The sequence below is a fragment of the Marinobacter sp. RI1 genome (genome assembly GCF_041155085.1).
GTDB lineage: Bacteria > Pseudomonadota > Gammaproteobacteria > Pseudomonadales > Oleiphilaceae > Marinobacter > Marinobacter nauticus.
The window spans coordinates 3,670,917-3,690,001 of record NZ_AP031605.1; the positions used below are offsets into that span (position 1 = coordinate 3,670,917).

General features: G+C 58.4%; 21 protein-coding genes. 5 read left to right on the plus strand and 16 right to left on the minus strand.

The features are described from left to right. Positions 1–3: 3 nt before the first annotated feature. Both ribF and murJ read right to left on the minus strand, forming a co-directional pair. The gene (ribF, locus tag ACAM27_RS16660; RefSeq protein ID WP_011784379.1) at positions 4–972 is read right to left on the minus strand and encodes a bifunctional riboflavin kinase/FAD synthetase; all 969 of its coding nucleotides are present in this window, start codon (positions 970–972) and stop codon (positions 4–6) included. A 118-nt stretch (positions 973–1,090) separates the two neighbouring features. Further along, positions 1,091–2,677 carry a murein biosynthesis integral membrane protein MurJ gene (murJ, locus tag ACAM27_RS16665; RefSeq protein ID WP_081496550.1) on the minus strand — a complete coding sequence of 529 codons (1,587 nt, stop codon included), beginning with the start codon at positions 2,675–2,677 and terminating at the stop codon, positions 1,091–1,093. A 265-nt stretch (positions 2,678–2,942) separates the two neighbouring features. Between murJ and rpsT the strand changes: the two genes are divergently transcribed. Then, complete coding sequence (rpsT, locus tag ACAM27_RS16670) at positions 2,943–3,212, plus strand: 30S ribosomal protein S20 (RefSeq protein ID WP_011784377.1); 270 nt, start codon at positions 2,943–2,945, stop codon at positions 3,210–3,212. A 66-nt stretch (positions 3,213–3,278) separates the two neighbouring features. Here the strand turns inward: rpsT and proB are convergent, their stop codons facing one another. From proB to rplU, 4 genes are all read right to left on the minus strand, one after another. Next, entirely contained in the window at positions 3,279–4,403 is a 1,125-nt protein-coding gene (gene proB / locus ACAM27_RS16675; protein WP_014420591.1) for a glutamate 5-kinase, read from the minus strand. A 30-nt stretch (positions 4,404–4,433) separates the two neighbouring features. Next, positions 4,434–5,627 carry an Obg family GTPase CgtA gene (cgtA, locus tag ACAM27_RS16680; protein ID WP_011784375.1) on the minus strand — a complete coding sequence of 398 codons (1,194 nt, stop codon included), beginning with the start codon at positions 5,625–5,627 and terminating at the stop codon, positions 4,434–4,436. Positions 5,628–5,763: 136 nt separating this feature from the next. Then, positions 5,764–6,024 carry a 50S ribosomal protein L27 gene (rpmA, locus tag ACAM27_RS16685; protein ID WP_011784374.1) on the minus strand — a complete coding sequence of 87 codons (261 nt, stop codon included), beginning with the start codon at positions 6,022–6,024 and terminating at the stop codon, positions 5,764–5,766. 35 nt (positions 6,025–6,059) lie between these two features. Beyond that, complete coding sequence (gene rplU, locus ACAM27_RS16690; protein WP_011784373.1) at positions 6,060–6,371, minus strand: 50S ribosomal protein L21; 312 nt, start codon at positions 6,369–6,371, stop codon at positions 6,060–6,062. Positions 6,372–6,612: 241 nt separating this feature from the next. On the opposite strand from rplU, the gene ispB reads away from it, so the two are divergent. Further along, the gene (gene ispB, locus ACAM27_RS16695) at positions 6,613–7,581 is read left to right on the plus strand and encodes an octaprenyl diphosphate synthase (RefSeq protein WP_369612334.1); all 969 of its coding nucleotides are present in this window, start codon (positions 6,613–6,615) and stop codon (positions 7,579–7,581) included. 14 nt (positions 7,582–7,595) lie between these two features. On the opposite strand, the gene ACAM27_RS16700 is transcribed toward ispB, so the two are convergent. Beyond that, the gene (locus tag ACAM27_RS16700) at positions 7,596–8,582 is read right to left on the minus strand and encodes a glutathione S-transferase family protein (protein WP_369612335.1); all 987 of its coding nucleotides are present in this window, start codon (positions 8,580–8,582) and stop codon (positions 7,596–7,598) included. 152 nt (positions 8,583–8,734) lie between these two features. On the opposite strand from ACAM27_RS16700, the gene ACAM27_RS16705 reads away from it, so the two are divergent. Together ACAM27_RS16705 and ACAM27_RS16710 are read left to right on the plus strand one after the other, a co-directional pair. After that, positions 8,735–9,655, plus strand: coding sequence for a LysR substrate-binding domain-containing protein (locus ACAM27_RS16705; RefSeq protein WP_183580552.1), 921 nt, complete (start codon positions 8,735–8,737; stop codon positions 9,653–9,655). An 82-nt stretch (positions 9,656–9,737) separates the two neighbouring features. After that, positions 9,738–11,264: a wax ester/triacylglycerol synthase family O-acyltransferase gene (locus ACAM27_RS16710; protein ID WP_113880387.1), complete on the plus strand. Its 1,527-nt coding sequence runs from the start codon at positions 9,738–9,740 to the stop codon at positions 11,262–11,264. 25 nt (positions 11,265–11,289) lie between these two features. Here ACAM27_RS16710 and ACAM27_RS16715 read toward each other — a convergent pair whose 3' ends face one another. Next, a complete protein-coding gene (locus tag ACAM27_RS16715; RefSeq protein ID WP_121208516.1) occupies positions 11,290–11,937 on the minus strand; it encodes a DUF2057 family protein in 648 nt (215 codons plus the stop codon). A gap of 269 nt (positions 11,938–12,206) precedes the next feature. Between ACAM27_RS16715 and ACAM27_RS16720 the strand changes: the two genes are divergently transcribed. Beyond that, the gene (locus ACAM27_RS16720) at positions 12,207–12,410 is read left to right on the plus strand and encodes a DUF6316 family protein (protein ID WP_011784367.1); all 204 of its coding nucleotides are present in this window, start codon (positions 12,207–12,209) and stop codon (positions 12,408–12,410) included. Between the two features lie 32 nt (positions 12,411–12,442). Here the strand turns inward: ACAM27_RS16720 and ACAM27_RS16725 are convergent, their stop codons facing one another. The 8 genes from ACAM27_RS16725 to glyA all read right to left on the minus strand — a co-directional run bounded on the left by ACAM27_RS16725 (position 12,443) and on the right by glyA (position 19,052). Beyond that, the gene (locus ACAM27_RS16725; protein WP_369612336.1) at positions 12,443–12,967 is read right to left on the minus strand and encodes a phosphatidylglycerophosphatase A; all 525 of its coding nucleotides are present in this window, start codon (positions 12,965–12,967) and stop codon (positions 12,443–12,445) included. Continuing rightward, entirely contained in the window at positions 12,964–13,911 is a 948-nt protein-coding gene (gene thiL / locus ACAM27_RS16730) for a thiamine-phosphate kinase (protein WP_113880388.1), read from the minus strand. The genes ACAM27_RS16725 and thiL overlap by 4 nt, the downstream gene beginning before the upstream one ends. Positions 13,912–13,914: 3 nt before the next feature. Then, positions 13,915–14,391 (minus strand): transcription antitermination factor NusB, encoded by a 477-nt coding sequence (gene nusB / locus ACAM27_RS16735; protein WP_014420583.1) that lies wholly within the window; start codon positions 14,389–14,391, stop codon positions 13,915–13,917. Continuing rightward, on the minus strand, positions 14,391–14,867 hold the full coding sequence (gene ribE, locus ACAM27_RS16740; protein WP_011784363.1) for a 6,7-dimethyl-8-ribityllumazine synthase: 477 nt from the start codon (positions 14,865–14,867) through the stop codon (positions 14,391–14,393). The genes nusB and ribE overlap by 1 nt, the downstream gene beginning before the upstream one ends. A gap of 48 nt (positions 14,868–14,915) precedes the next feature. Beyond that, complete coding sequence (ribBA, locus tag ACAM27_RS16745; RefSeq protein ID WP_011784362.1) at positions 14,916–16,031, minus strand: bifunctional 3,4-dihydroxy-2-butanone-4-phosphate synthase/GTP cyclohydrolase II; 1,116 nt, start codon at positions 16,029–16,031, stop codon at positions 14,916–14,918. 64 nt (positions 16,032–16,095) lie between these two features. Then, on the minus strand, positions 16,096–17,211 hold the full coding sequence (ribD, locus tag ACAM27_RS16750; RefSeq protein WP_023011679.1) for a bifunctional diaminohydroxyphosphoribosylaminopyrimidine deaminase/5-amino-6-(5-phosphoribosylamino)uracil reductase RibD: 1,116 nt from the start codon (positions 17,209–17,211) through the stop codon (positions 16,096–16,098). Next, positions 17,208–17,726 (minus strand): transcriptional regulator NrdR, encoded by a 519-nt coding sequence (nrdR, locus tag ACAM27_RS16755; RefSeq protein ID WP_011784360.1) that lies wholly within the window; start codon positions 17,724–17,726, stop codon positions 17,208–17,210. The genes ribD and nrdR overlap by 4 nt, the downstream gene beginning before the upstream one ends. 72 nt (positions 17,727–17,798) lie before the next feature. Beyond that, positions 17,799–19,052, minus strand: coding sequence for a serine hydroxymethyltransferase (gene glyA, locus ACAM27_RS16760; protein WP_113880389.1), 1,254 nt, complete (start codon positions 19,050–19,052; stop codon positions 17,799–17,801). Between the last annotated feature and the right edge of the window lie 33 nt (positions 19,053–19,085).

Below are 19,085 nucleotides of genomic sequence, written 5' to 3' on the forward strand. Positions count from 1 at the left end.
GAATCAGGTTTCCGGGGTGGCGGGGTTCTCCGCCAACCAGGCCCGGGCATGCTCAAAATCCCGGGCGATCTGTTGCCGAAGTTCGTCAACAGAGTCGAATTTCACTTCGTCCCGCAGGCCATGGCGGAACACGACTTCCAGGTGCTGGCCATAAAGTGTGCCAGCAAAGTCAAACAGGTGCACTTCCAGCGATGGTCGCTTGCCATCTACCGTGGGGCGCAGGCCGATGTTCGCCACGCCATCACGCCATTCCCCGGTATCGAGCCGGGCCCTCACCACGTAAACCCCTCTCAGCGCCGGCATCTGATGCAGCAGGATATTGGCGGTGGGCGCGCCGATCTGCCGGCCCAGCTGCCGGCCATATACCACCCGCCCATGGATCCGGTAAGGGTGCCCCAAGAGTCGCTCGGCTTCCTCAAGTCCGTTCACATTCAGGGCGTTGCGCACCCGGGTGCTACTCACCCGCTCTCCGTCCACGACAACGGTGCGGGTATTCTCAACTGTAAAGCCCCGTTCCTGCCCCACGCTTTGCAACAGCCTGAAGTCGCCGGCCCGGTCGCAGCCGAAGCGGAAGTCGTCGCCCACCACCAGGTGACGAACCCCAAGGCCATGGATCAGCACATCCTCGATAAAGCCCATGCCGGAATAGCTGCGGAAGGTTTCGTCAAAGCGGATACACAGCACCACATCAACGCCTTCGCCAAGCAGAGCTTCAAATTTCTGGCGAAACGGCATCAACCGGGGAGGCGCTTCCGCCCCCTTGAAAAATTCCTGGGGCTGAGGCTCGAAAATCATCACCACAGACGGCAGGTTAAGTGCCTGAGCCTTGCCTCTGACCTGATCGATGATGGTTTTGTGACCCCGATGAACGCCGTCAAAGTTGCCGATAGTGGCCACGCACCCATCGGCCAGCGGAGAATCCGCACTTCCCGCGATACGCTTGAGATTGGTCAGGCCTCGAATCAGACGCATGTACTGCGAACCCTAATGCTGCCAATGGCTTTCGGCGCGCCGGCGCGAACGCGCGACGCACTGGTGAGAAAACGCGCGATTATACCCCAGGAGCGGGCGTGGTAGAAATGACGACGCCTTACTTCTGGCGGAATTGCCGCACGCGGACACCTGCAAGGGCCAGCGCAACAAAATAGGCGAGAACCCCAGCCACAACCAGAATCGTCATTTCCGAAGCCCTCTGCAGGCCAGTAAAGGCCAGCCATTGGCCAACCGGCACGTTCAGCCAGAGGATCACCGCTGCCAGCGCGCTGTTCGCAACCGCCAGCTGCATCAGGAACTTCGGCCAGCCCGACTGGCTTTTCCAGGCGCCTTCCTTGCGAAGTCCGCGCCAGAGCAGATAACCGTTGAGCCAGGCAGAAAGCGATGTCGCCAGCGCAAGCCCGGCATGCGCCAGCGGCACGATCAGCGCCAGGTTAAACACCATATTGGCGACCATGGCGATCACACCAATCTTTACCGGGGTTTTGGTATCTTCCCGGGCGAAAAAACCCGGTGCCAGCACCTTGATCAACATGAACGCCAACAAACCCGCAGAATAGGCCCGCAGACTTTGTGCTGACATCGCGACATCGCGATCGGTCACTTCGCCGTAGTGGAACAGAGTTGCGATCAAGGGCTCTGCCAGCAAAGCCAACGCCAGGGCGGCCGGCACGCCGATCAGCAGAACGGCCCGCACAGCCCAGTCCAGGGTCGCCGCAAACTGGTCCGCAGATGCTGCCGCATGCTTGCGCGACAGACTGGGCAGAATCACCGTGGCGATCGCAATACCGAACACCCCCAATGGCAACTCCGACAAACGGTCGGAATAGTACAGCCAGGACACGCTCCCGGTTTGCAGGAAGGAGGCCAGCACGGTATCCAGTAACAGATTGATCTGGCTGACCGAAACCCCGAACAGCGCCGGCGCCATCAGCTTCAGGATACGGCTTACCCCTTCGTGCCGATAATCAATCCTGGGCCTGGGCAGAAGCCCCAGGCGCATCAGAAACGGCAACTGGAAAAACAGCTGCAAGGCACCGGCAATGAACACACCCCAGGCCAGGGCCATCACCGGCTCATCCATCACCGGTGTGAGGAAAATGGCCGCCGAAATCATCGCCAGGTTCAGTAAGACCGGAGTGAAGGCCGGCACCGCAAACCGGTCATAACTGTTGAGAATGCCACCCGCAAAGGCGGTCAGGGATATCAACAGCAGATACGGAAAGGTAATGCGCAGCATCTCGCTGGTGAGCGCAAACTTGACGTCGTCACCCAGAAATCCTGGCGCAAACACCGCGGTCAGCACCGGCGAGCCGAGCATCGCAACAAGAGTTACCGCCAGAAGCACCAAACCCAGAGAACCGGCCACGGCGTCTACCAGGCGTTTCACTTGCGAAATATCCTGCGTTTCCCGATAGGATGACAACACCGGCACAAAAGCCTGAGAAAACGCACCTTCGGCAAACAGACGCCGGAGGAAGTTGGGAATCTTGAATGCCACGAAAAACGCGTCAGCCCCCGCTCCCGCGCCAAAATAGCGGGCAATCACCATATCCCGAACCAGCCCCAACACCCGGGACAGCATGGTCATCATCCCGACCACGCCAGACGATCTCAACAATCCCGGCGCCCTGGGCGGTTCTGACTTCCCTGTTGAGGGTGGCTTTCGTTGTTCGGAAGACATGATTTCGGCGTCCAGAATCCTGAGTGGAAGCTACGGGCCATCTCGGTAATCCACAAGGCGGAGTAATGCCCCCGGCCAGCCCCAGCGCTGCGATGCCGGAGTGTATCACAGGGCTTTGCAGGCGAGGCACGAACCGTGCGGCGGCCTTGACATTTCGGGCATTCAGCGGCATAGTTCCGCGTCATTTATTTCGACGCGCTGGTTTTGGCGCGCCCGCGATGTAAAAATTTCTTTTTTATAGCAACGAATTTTCAGGAGTTTTACGGTGGCAAATTCCCCGCAAGCCAAGAAGCGCGCTCGTCAGAACGAGAAAAACCGCAAGCATAACGCCAGCCTGCGTTCCATGGCACGCACCTACATGAAAAAGGTCGACGCCAAGATCAAGGCCGGCAACCACGATGAAGCCCAGGCTGCTCTGAAAGAAGCTCAGCCGATCATGGACAGCATGGTCAACAAAGGCATCTTCGCCAAGAACAAGATTGCTCGCCACAAGAGCCGTCTGAACGCCAAAATCAAGGCTCTGAAAAGCGCCTGATTCTGTGCGAAATAAAAAAACCGGCTAATCAGCCGGTTTTTTTGTGTCTGAATCAAGCGAAAAAGATCAAACCACCACCAGATTATCCCGATGGATCATCTCCTCATCGGACACATAACCCAGAACATCATTAATGCGATCACTGGACCGGCCCGAGATGGCCCTGGCTTCATCAGCATCATAGTTAACCAGCCCCCGCGCGATTTCTTTGCCAGTCAGATCGACACAGGAGACCATCTCCCCCCTCCGGAACTGCCCGGACACAGCCTTCACACCCACCGGCAACAGACTCCGTCCACCCTGGCGCAACACCTTCACCGCACCATCATCCAGCGTGAGCTTGCCCCGGGTTTGCAAGTGACTGGCAATCCACTGCTTTCTGGCCGCCAGCCGCCCCTGCTCCGGCAACAGCAAGGTACCAATCACATCACCCTGGCGTAATCGGGCAATCACATGCTCAATCCGGCCACCAACAATCACCGTAAACGCGCCTGAGCGGGCCGCTAACCGGGCCGCCCTCAGCTTGGTCTGCATACCACCGCGCCCGAGCGCTCCGGCACCACCGCCGGCCATGGCATCCAGCTCGCGATCTTCCGCCCTGCGCTCGGTCACAAGCACGGCATCGCCGTGCTTGCGGGGGTCTTTATTAAACAACCCCACCTGATCGGTCAGAATAATCAGACCATCCGCCTCAATCAGGTTAGCCACCAGCGCACCCAGGGTGTCGTTATCACCAAAGCGGATCTCGTCGGTCACCACCGTATCGTTCTCGTTCACGATCGGCACCACACCGTAATCCAGCAACGTACGCAGGGTACTGCGGCCGTTCAGGTAACGCTTGCGGTCGGAGAGGTCGTCGTGGGTCAGCAGAATCTGCGCCGTATGGATATCATGGCGCTTGAACTGGGCCTCCCAGGTCTGCACAAGCCCCATCTGCCCCACAGCAGCCGCAGCCTGCAACTCGTGCAAGTGCTGGGGGCGAACTGTCCAACCAAGGCGACTCATGCCTTCGGCGACCGAGCCGGAGGACACCACCACCACCTCCACCCCTTCGGCAATCAGCTCGGCGATCTGATCTACCCACAACCCCAACGCGGCCACATCCAGACCTTTGCCATCATTGGTCAGCAAGGCACTACCGATCTTGACCACCAGACGGCGGGCCTGTCGAAGCTGAAGGCGTTCACTCATGATAGCGCTACAGTCTCTTCCGTTAGTGAGTTATTCCGGTGCGTAAACCACTTCAACGTCGTAATCATCGTCGTCAAAGTCGTCGTCATCATCCGCGTTACGGGCCGCTCTACGGGCCTGACGATCCGCCTCAATTTTCTGACGGGCCTCTTCGTCCATGCGACGCCTGCGCGCGGCTTCCTGCTCAGCGAAATCGGGATTGTCGGCTTCCTGCTCGGCCTGTTCCTCAATCCAGCGCATCACGGCCTGCACCAGAGGTTTGGTGCCCTCACCACTCAGCGCGGAAATGCGGAACACAGGCCCCTCCCAGCCAAGCTCATCAACAATGGCCTGACAATGGGCCTCACGATCTTCCTCGGCGACCATATCGACCTTGTTCAGCACCAGCCAACGAGGACGGCTGGCCAGCGTTTCACTGAACTTTTCGAGTTCGTGGGCAATCGCCCTGACCGCGTCGGCCGGGGACGAGCCGTCATAAGGAGCAACATCCACCAGGTGCAGCAACAAGCGCGTCCGGACCAGGTGCTTAAGGAAACGAATACCAAGCCCCGCACCCTCGGCTGCCCCCTCAATCAAACCAGGAATATCGGCAATAACAAAGCTTTGATGAGCCTGCACACTGACCACACCAAGATTCGGTACCAGGGTGGTGAAGGGATAATCCGCTACCTTCGGGCGCGCGGCGGAAACCGACCGGATGAACGTAGACTTGCCGGCATTGGGCAAACCCAGCAAACCGACATCGGCCAGAACCTTCAGTTCCAGACGCAGATTACGCGCCTCACCCTCAGACCCTTTGGAGGTCTGGCGCGGAGCACGATTAACGGACGACTTGAAACGGGTATTGCCAAGGCCGTGAAAACCACCCTGAGCCACTTTCAGGCGCTGACCTTCTTTGGTGAGATCTCCCAGCACTTCATGGGTATCCATATCCACCACTGTCGTGCCAACCGGCACCGGTAGCACCAGATCTTCGCCTTTAGTACCGGTGCAGTTACGGCCAGCGCCCGGCTCACCATTCTGGGCCTTGTATTTACGCTGGAAGCGGTAATCAATCAGGGTATTGAGTGCGCTGTCCGCCTCCAGATAGACGGAACCGCCATCCCCACCGTCACCGCCGTCGGGACCACCCTTTGGTACGTACTTTTCCCGCCGGAAGCTCAGGCAACCATGCCCGCCTTTACCGGCTTCAACAATGATGGTGGCTTCGTCTACAAATTTCATACGCCAAATGCCTTTGCATAAACTAAAAAGCCCCGCAGCCTCAAGGAAGCTTTGCGGGGCTCCGGATTCACCTGAGAACTGACTAAATCAGCATATCAGGCAAACCCAAGGTTCAACAGAACCGGATCGCCGCTGCTTACGCAGCCGGAACGATGCTTACGAACTTGCGGTTCTGCGGGCCTTTGGTTTCGAACTTCACCTGACCTTCTGCTTTCGCGAACAGGGTGTGGTCCTTGCCAATGCCTACGTTGCTGCCAGCGTGGAAACGGGTGCCGCGCTGACGAACGATGATGCTGCCTGCAGATACAGACTCGCCACCGTAGCGCTTGACACCAAGTCGTTTCGACTCGGAATCGCGACCGTTACGGGTACTACCTGCTGCCTTTTTATGAGCCATTACCAGCCTCCTTCATTAAGGGGTTATTCGAGGGCTTAGCCCTGGATACCCGTGATCTTGACTTCAGTAAACCACTGACGGTGGCCCTGACGCTTCATGTGATGCTTACGACGACGGAACTTGATGATGTTCACTTTGTCGTGACGACCGTGGCTAACCACCTCTGCGGTCACCTTGGCACCTTCAACAACCGGAGCGCCAACTTTTACGTCGTCGCCATTGGCAACCAGAAGAACACGATCAAACTCAACGGAACCGCCGGTTTCAACTTCCAGCTTTTCCAGCTTCAGAGTTTCGCCTTCTTTTACACGGTGCTGCTTACCACCGCTAACAATAACTGCGTACATTCATAGTCTCCGCGATTGACCCATCCCTGCTCTTATCCACCTGGTTCTAAGGGAAGCACTCTGGCGACCCTATTGCAGGGAGCGCAGGTTGGGATGAGTTGGGCGCGTGATTGTACGAAAACCCGCCGGCCAATACAAGCCGGATTCCGGCTCAAGTTGACACTGTAAGCAGCAATACCTAGCATTGCCGCGACCTGCCCGAAAACTCAACGAAAACACCAGCAAGGGACTTACCGGCCCGATGACAGCCCAGCGCATCTACGACACCGTAGCGGATGATTTCAGCCGCGTTAACGACCTTATCATCAAGCGGCTCGCTTCCGATGTCCCACTGGTTGAGAAAATCGCCCAGTACATTATCGAAAGCGGCGGCAAACGTCTGCGACCTTTGCTGGTTCTCCTGGCCAGCCAGGCCGCCGGCTACCAGAAAGACGATCATCTGAAGCTGGCTGCTGTGATTGAATTCCTGCATACCGCCACACTGCTGCACGACGATGTGGTAGACACCTCCGACATGCGCCGCGGCCGCAGCACAGCCAACGCAAAATGGGGCAACGCGCCCAGCGTACTGGTCGGCGATTTCCTTTATGCCCGGGCCTTCGAGATGATGGTCGAGCTGCAGAGCCTGCCGATTATGAACGTGCTGTCGCACGCCACGGCCGTTATTGCCGAGGGCGAGGTCATGCAGCTGATGAACGTGAAGAACCCGGACTTGAGCGAAGACCAGTATATGGTCGTTATCCACAACAAGACCGCCATGCTGTTTGAAGCCGCATCCCACACCGGCGCCCTTTTGGCCGGAGCCAGCACGGAACAGGAAGCCGCACTGAAAGACTATGGCAAACACCTGGGGCTGGCTTTCCAGCTGGTTGATGACGTTCTCGATTACCAGGGCGATGCCGAAACCATGGGCAAGAACGTGGGAGACGACCTGGCGGAAGGCAAAACCACCCTGCCGCTGATCTATGCCATGGCCAACGGTAGCGAAGATGAAAAGCAACTGATCCGCCAGGCCATCCGGAAGGGAGGGCTGGACGACCTTCCAAAAGTACTGGATATCGTGAAGGCGTCCGGCGCTATTGAATACACCATGACAAAGGCAAAAGAGCAGGCGCAGATCGCGAGAGACCTGCTGGCTTGCCTGCCGGGCTCTGAGCACCGGCAGGCGCTGGAACTATTGACCGAAGTGGCGGTAGCCCGGGTCAGCTAGTCGACCAGGCCCTTTCAGCCGAGATGTTCACGCCCGTGGGGTGCTTCGAATTCCAGCTCTGGCCCCACCGGCACAATCTGCGTTGGGTTAATGGTGCGCTGACTTACGTAGTAGTGACGCTTGATCTGGCCCAGATCCACGGTTTCAGCCACGCCCGGCACCTGATATAGCTCCCGCACATAGCCGGACAGATTCGGATAGTCGCGGATCTGCTGGCGGTTGCATTTGAAGTGGCTGTAATACACCGCATCAAATCGGATCAACGTGGTGAACAGCCGCCAATCGGCCTCGGTTAGCCGGTTACCGGTGAGATAGCGCTTCTCCGCCAGCCTTTCTTCCAGCCAGTCCAGGGAGTCGAACAGGGCCTGATAGGCCTCCTCATACTTGTCCTGCGCAGTCGCGAACCCTGCTTTGTAAACACCGTTGTTCACCGTGTGGTAAACCCGCTCATTCACCGCCTCGATGTCACCACGCAGGCTTTCCGGGTAGAAATCCCGGTCGTTATTCACGCCCTCAAGGCCATCAAAGGCGGAATTGAACATCCGGATAATATCTGCGGATTCATTACTGACAATGGTTTCGCGCTCTTTGTCCCACAACACCGGCACCGTGACCCGGCCAGAATAATGCGGGGCGGCACGGGTATAGATCTGGTGCATGAAGTCAAAATTATACAAGTCGTCTTGATGGTCTTTGCGACCGGGCCGGAACTCCCAGCCGTTTTCCACCATGTCCGGGTGCACGACAGACACCGAAATATGGTTCTCCAGACCTTTGAGCTTCCGGAAAATCAGGGTGCGGTGGGCCCAGGGGCAGGCCATGGAAACATACAAGTGATACCGGCCACTCACTGCAGGAAAACCACCCTCTCCGGCCGGCCCGGCGGAGCCGTCAGCGGTTACCCAGTTCCGGAACCGCGCCGCTTCGCGCTCAAACTTGCCGCCGGTTCTGCCCGTGTCATACCACTGATCGTGCCAACAGCCGTCAACCAACAAGCCCATAACTACCCTCCTGCGAGGTCAGCCACCATGAAATTTGCCCTGATGAAGTGTGATGGGGCCGACCCGGTTCTGAATTAATAGAGACAGGCTAACGACTGTGCTGCTAGGCTGATAGCAAGCATTTCTGGCAAACACTTTCAGATTATTCGAACATGCATACAGCCATTACCATCGACGCACTCAAAGTACTGGACGCTATCGACCGCAAGGGCAGTTTTGCCGGTGCCGCCAGCGAACTGTTCCGGGTTCCCTCGGCCATCAGTTACACCGTTCAGAAGCTTGAGGAAGACCTCAGCGTCAGTGTCTTTGACCGAACCGGCCACAAAGCCGTGCTCACGCCCGCCGGTCGTTACCTGCTGGAGGAAGGCCGCTCGCTGCTTGAAGCCGCCGAGAACCTGGCTCACTCTACCCGCCAGGTAGCTCAGGGCTGGGAAACCAGGCTTAGAATAGGATTCAACTCGCTGCTGCCGGCACAATGCCTGTTTCCGGCGATTGACGCTTTTTACCAATTGGGCGTTCCAGTGGATGTACAGGTGGTGGAGGAGGTCTTTGCAGGCGCCTGGGACGCCCTGCAAAGCCGGCGCGTCGACATGGTGATCGGCGCAGACCAGCTCAGCAAGCCCGCCGGAAGCTTTACCACCAAGCCACTGGGCGAGATACCTTTCGTCTTTGCCGTGGCGGCCAACCACCCTTTGGCCCAGGCAGAAGAACCCCTGACAGAAAGCGACATCGCCCCATTTCCCGCTGCCGTTGCCGCCGACACCTCCCGCGCGCTGCCACCCGGCCATGCCGGCATCTTCCGGCGCCAACGAACCTTGACCGTCACCAACATCGACCAGAAAATTGCCATACAGGAAGCAGGCCTTGGCGTTGGCTGGCTGCCCTTGCCACGCATCCGGGAGGCACTGGCTTCAGGCCGGCTGGTGGCGAAAGCCGTGCACGAACCACGCCCCCCGATCGCCATTCACCTGGCCCGCCACAGTGAAGACAAAGGCAAGGCACTGATGTGGTTCTGGAATAGGCTGAGCGAAGACCAGAACCTCAGCCAGTGGCTCAAGCCTGCCGATTCCTGAGGCAAAGGGGCCAACCGGCGAATTCACGACCTGAAGTATACTGAACAGCCGAATACAACGAGAAACACAAGGAGTGCGTTCCATGCGTCAGCTGTCGGAACTGGATGCCTCGTTCCTGTATCTGGAATCGGACACCACACCGATGCACATCGGCGGCATTTATCTGTTCGATGCCAGTGGCCTGTCCAACCCACTGGCATTCAGCACCTTCGTCGCCTATCTGCGCAGCCGGCTCCACGTGGTACCTCTGTTCCGCCAGAAGCTGAAAGAAATCCCTCTCCGGCTTGGCCGCCCCTATTGGGTGGACGACGCCGATTTCAGCATCGAGCGGCACCTGGCCTACGTAAACCTTGGCGAACACGGCAAGCAGGCCAGCCTGATATCCCTGGCCTCGAAGATTCTTGAAGAGCCGCTGAAACGGGACCGACCACTCTGGCACATCACCTTTGTCGATGGTTTCCGGATCGACGATCCTGAGGGTGAAAAAGAGGGTTTTGCACTGATCGTGAAGCTGCACCATGCCGCCATTGACGCGTTTAGCGGTGAGGAAATCATGGGCAAGCTACTGGAGTACACACCCAGCCCGAGAACCATCACGCCACCCCGTCCCTGGCTGCCAAGACAGGAACCTTCAGAAGAGCGGGTTTTCCTGCAGGCCGGCGCCAACATGCTGAAAACGCCGATGCAGTTGGCCTCTCTGGCCTATAACGCCGCCGAAGCCACCACCCGTGGGCTGATCCAGAAGCAATTACACAAGCTGCCATTGCCACTACCCTTGTTCACCGCACCCCACAGCCCCTTCAACCGGCAGATTACAGCCAACCGGCGAATTGTCTCAACCAGCGTGGACTTGTCCCGGCTCAAAGCCATCAAGGGCTCATTGGTCGACGTCACCCTGAACGATGTGGTCCTCGGCCTGTGTGCCGAATCCCTGGCCCGATACCTCGCCAACCAGAACATAGAAACGAAATCCTCGCTGGTCGCTATGACGCCGATCTCGGTTCGTTCCAGCAGTCTTCGCAAGGCCACCGGCAATCAGATGTCAGCCATGTTGCTGGACCTGGCCACCGCAGAACCCAACCCGGCAGCCCGGATCCGGCGAATTCACCGCAATGCGGTTGAATCCGAGCCCTACCGTGAAGCCATAGCCGCAGACCGGCTGACCGAGCTACTTCCGTCAACGCTGCTGGCACTGTCCGCCCGCCTGTATTCCGAGCTGCAGGTCGCACAGCGCTACCAGCCACTGTTCAACGTGCCGATTACCAACGTACCGGGCCCGCAGGTACCGCTGTACCTGCAAGGTGCCCGACTGGTGCGCCAGTACAACAGTGCCCCATTATTCGACAGCCTTGGGTTGGTGATTGTTGCGGTCAGCTACCAGGGTCAGCTCACCCTGAACTTTACGCTTTGCCCGGACGTGGTCGCCGACAGCGACCAGCTACCAGAACTGGTACACGACAGTCTGGAAGCGATAGAGAAAGCTGCAGCGGAGCTGGGCCCCGATCAGGGCCATGAGCAGTTTCCGGAACCACAACACAACCTGACCGACGATGTCCTTGCCTACGTGGAAAAACTGCTGAAAGGCGGGCTGGGCAGATTCAGAAGATAGCCGGGCCCGCAGGCCCGGCACCGGGTTATTCGAATGCCCAACGCAAAAAGGCTTTCTTGTCTTCATCAGAAGCATCGGCCCAAATGGCTTTGAGCTGCTCCAGAGTGCTGCCTTCCTGGGGCCGGCTGGTGCTCTCGCCCCCGGAAGCCGGAACCGGAGTGCGGCTGTCCGTCAGACGGGACTGTCCGTCCCACTCCTCAGATACCGCCACGACAGTGCCATTGCCGGCAACGATCTTTGCTGAAAAGCTCTCCATCATGGTTTCGGCTTCCTGGCGACTTGCCGGCTTATCAAACTCGAAACCATAGACTGCGTCCGGGCTCGCCGTGAAACGCGCCACCTGAGTGCTGCTCTCGATAACATGCACTTTGGATTCGCCGTTGCGTACCACACCACTCTTCGCCCAGATGGTTTTGTAGCGGAACACCACCTCGTTCTCTCCCGGCAACAAACCGTAGTCCAGTGCCAGATCCTCAATCAGGAAGTTGGTCATGTTCCGACCATTCACACTGACCACCTGTATCTCACCGGGCGCCTGCAGCACAGCCGGTTTTGTCGTCGCCGGCAACTGGCCTTCCCAGGTATCCACTCTGGCCACACTCGATGCACAGCCCGCCATGACAACGCTCGCCAGAACAGCCAGCAACTTGAAAAGCCTTGGAACGTGACACATACTCACTTCATCTCCTTATCCATAGGGATGGCCGTTGGCACGGCCTGCAATGTTGAGGACAACTCTGCCAAGCATTCTGACCATCCGGGCGGATCAGAGCAAGGCACGCAACGGAATTCACTTTCACTGCAGGAAGGTCCGGAATGTGACGCCCAACGTAAGAATGTAAAAAATTGTTGAATTCGGCTGCAATTGGATTAATTTTAAACAAGTCGGCTTACACAACGCACAGCCCGAGAAGAAAAGAACAAGTGGGCTCAGGAGAAACCATGGACACTCAGCGCAGGACAGGAGAGCAAGGCCCCGTCCCGTTTCGCAGCAGTCGTTTTTTCTGCGTAGGGAGCAAATGGTACTTTACAACCCGCGAGGGCTTCGACAGCGGGCCTTTTGCCTCAAGAGAGCGGGCAGAAGTCGGCCTTAAACGCTTTCTGCATGTTGTTCGCATGCTGCCAGAAGAGCAGCAGGTGCACTAACCCACCCGACAAACCGAATGGGTGATGCCCCGCTAGATAATATAGGGTATCACCCAGACGTCAATCGCCCAAAGGCAACCCAACGCCATAGCCCCGGCGACGACATCGTCCACCATAATCCCGAGCCCGCCGGGCAAGCGCTCATCCAGCCAGTTAATGGGCCAGGGCTTCCACACGTCAAACAGCCGGAACAGCATGAACGCCATGAGCACCCCGTAAAGCTGATCCGGAAACAGGCCCAGGGCAATCCACATCCCCACAAATTCATCCCACACAATACCGCCGTGATCATGCACTTTCAGGTCTGTCGCGGTTTTGCCACACAACCAGATACCCACCAGAAACGCCGCCAGAACCACGAGCCAGTAGGCCAACGGAGGCATCCAGGAAAAGGCATACCAAACCGGAATAGCGGCGAGGCTACCCCAGGTTCCCGGCGCTCTGGGCGCTGCACCGCTGCCAAAACCGAAGGCCAACAGGTGGACCGGGTTTTTCAGAAAGCCAGGGGGCAAGATGACCTGGGCGGCGTCCGGTTCATGCATCAGCTCATCACTCATGCGGGTCTCCCAAAGTGCTCATATCCTTGAATGACGCCAGAGACCGGCCCGCTCAGCTGAAGGCCAGGCTCCGAAGTAATCTCTCCAATGACCGTCAGCTCACGGGCCACAGAGTCGTCAAGAGTGCCGAAGGTTTCTGGCGGGATGGTGATGCAAAGCTCATAGTCATCTCCTGCTCCCAACGCCAGATCCCGGGCGTTCTCACCCTTTAATGCAACCAACTCCGCCATCATCGGTATACGTCCCGTGTCGATTCGCGCTCCGGCCCCCGAGGCATCAAGGATATGGCCGAGATCCGCCAGGAGCCCGTCAGAAATATCTATGGCAGAGGAGGCACAGCCCGCCAGCTGCTGACCCAGTGACAGACGAGGCTGCGGGAAATGATAACGTGACAACAAGGCGAGCTGGGCCGGTGAGGGCGCGGGGGCAGCAAGGTAATCAAGAGCGGCACCGGCCGCCCCGAGCGTGCCGCTGACACATATCAGGTCGCCGGGCTTCGCGCCGGATCGATACAGCGCACGCCCACTCTCAACAGTTCCGTGCACCTGGATGCTGATTGTCAGGGGGCCACGGGTAGTATCTCCGCCCGCCAGGGCGATACCAAAGGCTTTGCTGGCCCGGGCCAGCCCCTCTGAAAACGGCTTCAGCCAGCCCTGATTGGCGTCTGGCAAGGTTAAAGCCAGAGTAAAACAGACCGGGCTTGCGCCCATCGCGGCCAAATCACTTACCGCAACCGCCAGAGCTCGCCATCCGAGATAATCTGGCGAATAATCGGAAGGAAAATGAACGCCCTCTACCAGGGTGTCCACAGAAAACACCAGATCCAGCCCCGGCGATACCCGCTGGATCGCACAGTCGTCGCCGGGACCGAGAAGGAGCTGATCCTGCCCGGCACCATCGGCCAGCGGCTGGAAATACTTCCGGATCAGCTCAAATTCACCCATGAATCAACGCGGGCGGGTCTCGGCCAGGCGAAGCCGGCGGCTGAGTTTGTCCAGAATGCTGTTCACGAACTTGTGCCCTTCGGTGCCACCAAAGCGCTTGGCCATTTCAATACCCTCGTTGATGACCACTTTATAGGGCACATCGATGCGGTGTTTCAGCTCATAGGCGCCCAGGCGAACGATCGCCAGTTCAACCGGGTCGACCTCCTTGAGGGGACGATCCAGAAACGGCTCCAGCAGTTTGTCGAGCTCTGCCTGCTCGCGGTAAACGCCACGCAGAAGGTCCCGAAAATACATGATATCGACCTTGCTCATGTCGTTGTCGACCATGAACTCGGCTTCGATATCAGAAATCGGCGTTTTGCTGAAGTGCCGCTGATACAAACCCTGCATGGCCAGCGCCCGTGCCCGGCGGCGATCGCCTGCCTTGGGCTGGCCGGTTTTCCCCGGCTGGGGAGAAGTGTCACCCGCTTCGCTCATTACTCACCCAACTTTTTGAACAGACTGACCATTTCCAGGGCAGTAATGGCGGCTTCCGCGCCCTTGTTGCCGGCCTTGGTGCCGGAGCGTTCGATGGCCTGCTCAATGGAATCTACGGTCAATACGCCGAAGGTAACCGGGACATCGGTTTCCAGGCTGACAGCGCCCAGGCCGCTGGAGGCCTCGCCCGCCACGTATTCAAAGTGGGGAGTGCCACCACGAATTACCGCGCCGAGGGCAATAATGGCGTCGTAGTCCGAGGTTTCGGCAACACGCTTGACCGCCAGTGGCATTTCATAGGCACCCGGCACACGGATAATGGCAATGTCATCATTGGAAATGCCGTGACGACGCAAGGTATCCACTGCACCTTCCACCAGACTTTCCACCACAAAGCCGTTAAACCGGCCAACCACCAGCGCATAGCGGCCGCTGCACTGGGTAAAATCACCTTCAATTACTTTGATATCTGCCATCTCGGGCTCCTTCACGGGTCATCGCCTTATTGGCGATAACCGGGTTTATCATTCGGGGGCGTAAGGTACGTATTCCACCACTTCCAGGTCGAAACCGGAGATGGCGGAGAATTTAACCGGCGGACTGAGCAAGCGCATTTTACCGACTCCAAGATCCCGGAGAATCTGGGAACCGGTACCGACGGTAAAATACACGCCGGAACTGCCCTTGCCTGAGGATCCCTGCCCTTTGTCAAAGAACTCCTGAATCCGGTCTTCCAGGTTGTAGCTGTCTTCAGCACTGTTAAGCAGCACCACCACGCCTTTGCCTTCTTCCGCAACCTTCTCCAGTGCGTGATGCAGCGGCCAGCTCCGGGAATCTTTGCGGCGTGCACCCAGCAGATCGCGCAGGGTATCGGTAATGTGCACACGCACAAACACCGGCTCCTCCGGCTGGATATCGCCCATTACCATAGCCAGATGGGTAGCACCCTGGATATTGTCCCGGTAGGTGTGCAGTTTGAACAGGCCGTACTCGGTATCCAGTTCGTTCTGTTCCACGCACTCCACCGTGCGCTCGTTCATAGTGCGGTAATGAATCAGGTCTGCGATGGTGCCGATCTTCAGATCATGCTCTTCTGCGAACTTCTCCAGATCCGGGCGCCGGGCCATGGAGCCGTCATCATTCATGATTTCACAGATCACACCGGCCGGCTCACAGCCAGCCAGGGCCGCCAGATCGCACGACGCTTCGGTGTGACCGGCACGGCTGAGAACGCCACCAGGATCGGACATCAGCGGGAAAATATGTCCCGGTTGAACGAGGTCAGAAGCCTTGGCATCCCGGGCAACCGCTGCCTGCACGGTACGAGCCCGGTCCGCTGCAGAAATTCCCGTGGTAACACCCTCACGGGCTTCGATAGACAGGGTAAATTTGGTTCCGAAGCCAGAAGCATTCTGCTGAACCATCAACGGCAGACCCAGCTGTTCGCAGCGATCACGGGTCATGGGCATACAGATGAGTCCGCGGCCAAAGCGGGCCATGAAGTTGATGGCCTCTGCCGTGCAGTGCTCCGCTGCCATCACCAGATCGCCCTCATTCTCGCGATCCTCATCATCCATCAGGATGACCATTTTGCCCTGGCGAATGTCTTCAATGATTTCTTCAATGCTGTTCAGTGCCATACGGTTCTGCACCCTTTCACCCCTCCCGACAGTCTAGCCGGTTCACGGGGAATGGATTGAATGATTAGTGGCGAGCCAGGATCAGACGCTGATCCTCACCCACCTGACGACGATCCAGCACCTTCCATTGCACTTTGTCGGCCATGGTCTCCAGCGGCAAATGCGCTGTCGGCCTGCCGGTACTACCCAGGAAAACCGGGGCCTGGTAGAGCCAGAGCTCGTCCACAAGATTTTCACCGATGAACGTACCGGCCAGCGTAGGGCCGGCTTCAACCAGCAACTCGTTAATACCAAGCTCTCCCAGCGCGTCCAGCAACTCGGCGACATCAACACCGTTATCTTTCCAGGCAACCCCGGTCAGGCTGACGCCCAGTGCAGCCAGATCCTGGGCCGGGCCTGAGGCCAGTGTCGAACTGGCGCAGAATACCTGCACATTGCCACCCTGAAGAATCCTGGCGGTGGCCGGCGTACGGGCATCCCGGTCGGCGATCACCCGCAACGGCTGCCGGGACGGATCCGTGGCATCGCCGATATCACCCATCTCGTCCCGCCGAACGGTCAACGAGGGGTCGTCCGCCAGTACCGTGCCTACCCCGGTGAGGATGGCGTCGCTGATCGCCCGCAAACGCTGCACATCCGCGCGCGCTTCCGGGCCCGTTATCCACTGGCTTTCACCACTGGCCATGGCGGTCCGGCCATCGAGACTGGCCGCCATCTTCAGCCGAACCCAGGGCCGGCCGGTATTCATACGCTTCATGAAGCCAGGATTCAGACGCGCAGCTTCATCGGCCATCACGCCTTCGGTCACCCGTATGCCAGCCTCCCTGAGCATATCCAGCCCCCGACCGGACACAGACGGGTTGGGGTCTTTGGTGGCGGCAAACACATGGGCCACACCGGCATCTATCAGTGCCCGTGCGCAGGGCGGCGTGCGCCCGTAATGGCTGCATGGCTCCAGCGTAACGTAGGCGGTGGCTCCTCGAGCCTCATGGCCTGCCTGGCTCAAAGCACGCACTTCCGCATGGGCTTCACCGGCACGCTCGTGCCAGCCCTCGCCCACAATCAGATCGCCTTTGGCAATAACACAACCAACACGGGGATTGGGATGGGTGGAATAGCGACCGCGCCAGGCCAGTTGAACGGCCCGGGCCATCATTGCCCGATCACGGTCTGAAATCATGCCTTGCCTTTGTCTGTACCGTTATCCACCAATGCCCTGGCAACATCCACCGCGGTATCGCCATTGCCCTGGGACAGCCGCTCGATCTCTTCCTTGAACTCGTTGATGTCCTGGAAACTGCGGTAAACCGACGCAAAACGCACGTAGGCAACCTTGTCCAGTTGGCGCAGCTCGGTCATTACCTCCTCACCCAACTGCATCGACTTGACCTCACGCTCACCAGTCGAGCGGAGACGATACTTGATACGGTTCAGGGCGGCATCGATTTCCTCAATGCTGACCGGACGTTTTTCCAGAGCTTTCATGATGCCGGCCCGCAGCTTTTCTTCATCAAATGGCTGCCGGGTACCATCCTGCTTAACGACCCGGGGCATCACCAGCTCGGCAGTTTCAAAGGTGGTAAATCGCTCACGACAGGACAGACACTCCCTGCGGCGGCGAACCTGGTCACCCTCGGCCACCAGGCGCGAATCAATCACCTTGGTATCGGCTTCACCACAGAAAGGACAATGCATAAATCACCTGCTCCGGAAAGAAAGAACCCGGGCACTCACCGGAGCGCCCGGGCTGACCTGTCTCTAAGCCTGTTAGCCGTAGACCGGGAACCGCGCGCAGACAGCTTCCACCTGCTCCCGCACACGGCTATTAACCGCTTCGTCTTCAAGGTTATCGAGGATGTCGCACATCCAGCCCGCCAGATCCCGACACTCGGCTTCCTTGAAGCCGCGGGTGGTTACCGCCGGAGTACCAATGCGCAGTCCGGACGTTACGAACGGTGAACGAGGATCGTTCGGCACGGCGTTCTTGTTCACGGTAATGTGCGCTTTGCCCAGTGCGGCATCCGCGTCTTTACCGGTAATGTCCTGTTTGATCAGGCTCACCAGGAACAGGTGGTTCTTGGTACCACCGGAAACCACGTCAAAGCCGCGCTCGATGAACACCTCTGCCATGGCGGCTGCGTTCTTCACGACCTGCTGCTGGTAGGCCTTGAACTCGTCGCTCATGGCTTCCTTGAAGCACACGGCCTTGGCCGCAATCACGTGCATCAACGGGCCGCCCTGACCGCCTGGGAACACAGCGGAGTTCAGCTTCTTCTGCAGATCTTCGTCATCACAGGCCAGGATCAGGCCGCCACGTGGGCCGCGCAGGGTTTTGTGCGTGGTGGTCGCAACCACGTGGGCGTGAGGTACCGGATCCGGGTAGACGCCAGCGGCGACCAGACCGGCCACGTGGGCCATGTCAACAAACAGATACGCGCCTACCTTGTCTGCGATGGCACGGAAACGGGCAAAGTCCAGCTCCTGCGAGTAAGCAGAGAAGCCCGCGATGATCATTTTCGGCTTGTGCTCGACAGCCAGAGCTTCCACTTCGTCATAATCGATCAAACCGGTCTCCGGGTTCAGGCCATACTGAACCGCGCTGTAGATCTTGCCGGAGAAGTTCACGCTGGCACCGTGGGTCAGGTGCCCACCGTGAGCAAGACTCATACCCAGAACGGTATCACCGGGCTTGAGCAGCGCCATGAACACCGCAGAGTTGGCCTGTGAACCGGAATGCGGCTGCACGTTGGCGTAGGCGGCACCAAACAGCTCCTTGGCGCGGGCAATGGCCAGATCCTCAGCGATGTCCACAAACTCGCAGCCACCGTAGTAACGCTTGCCGGGGTAACCTTCAGCGTACTTGTTGGTGAGCACACTACCTTGGGCTTCCATCACCCGCGGGCTGGTGTAGTTTTCAGACGCGATCAGTTCGATGTGTGCTTCCTGGCGCTTTTCTTCCGCCTGCATAGCGTTCCAAAGTTCGTCATCGAAACCGGCGATTTTCATATCACGAGTAAACATGGATGTGCTGCCCCTGTCTGTATGGCTGGCCCG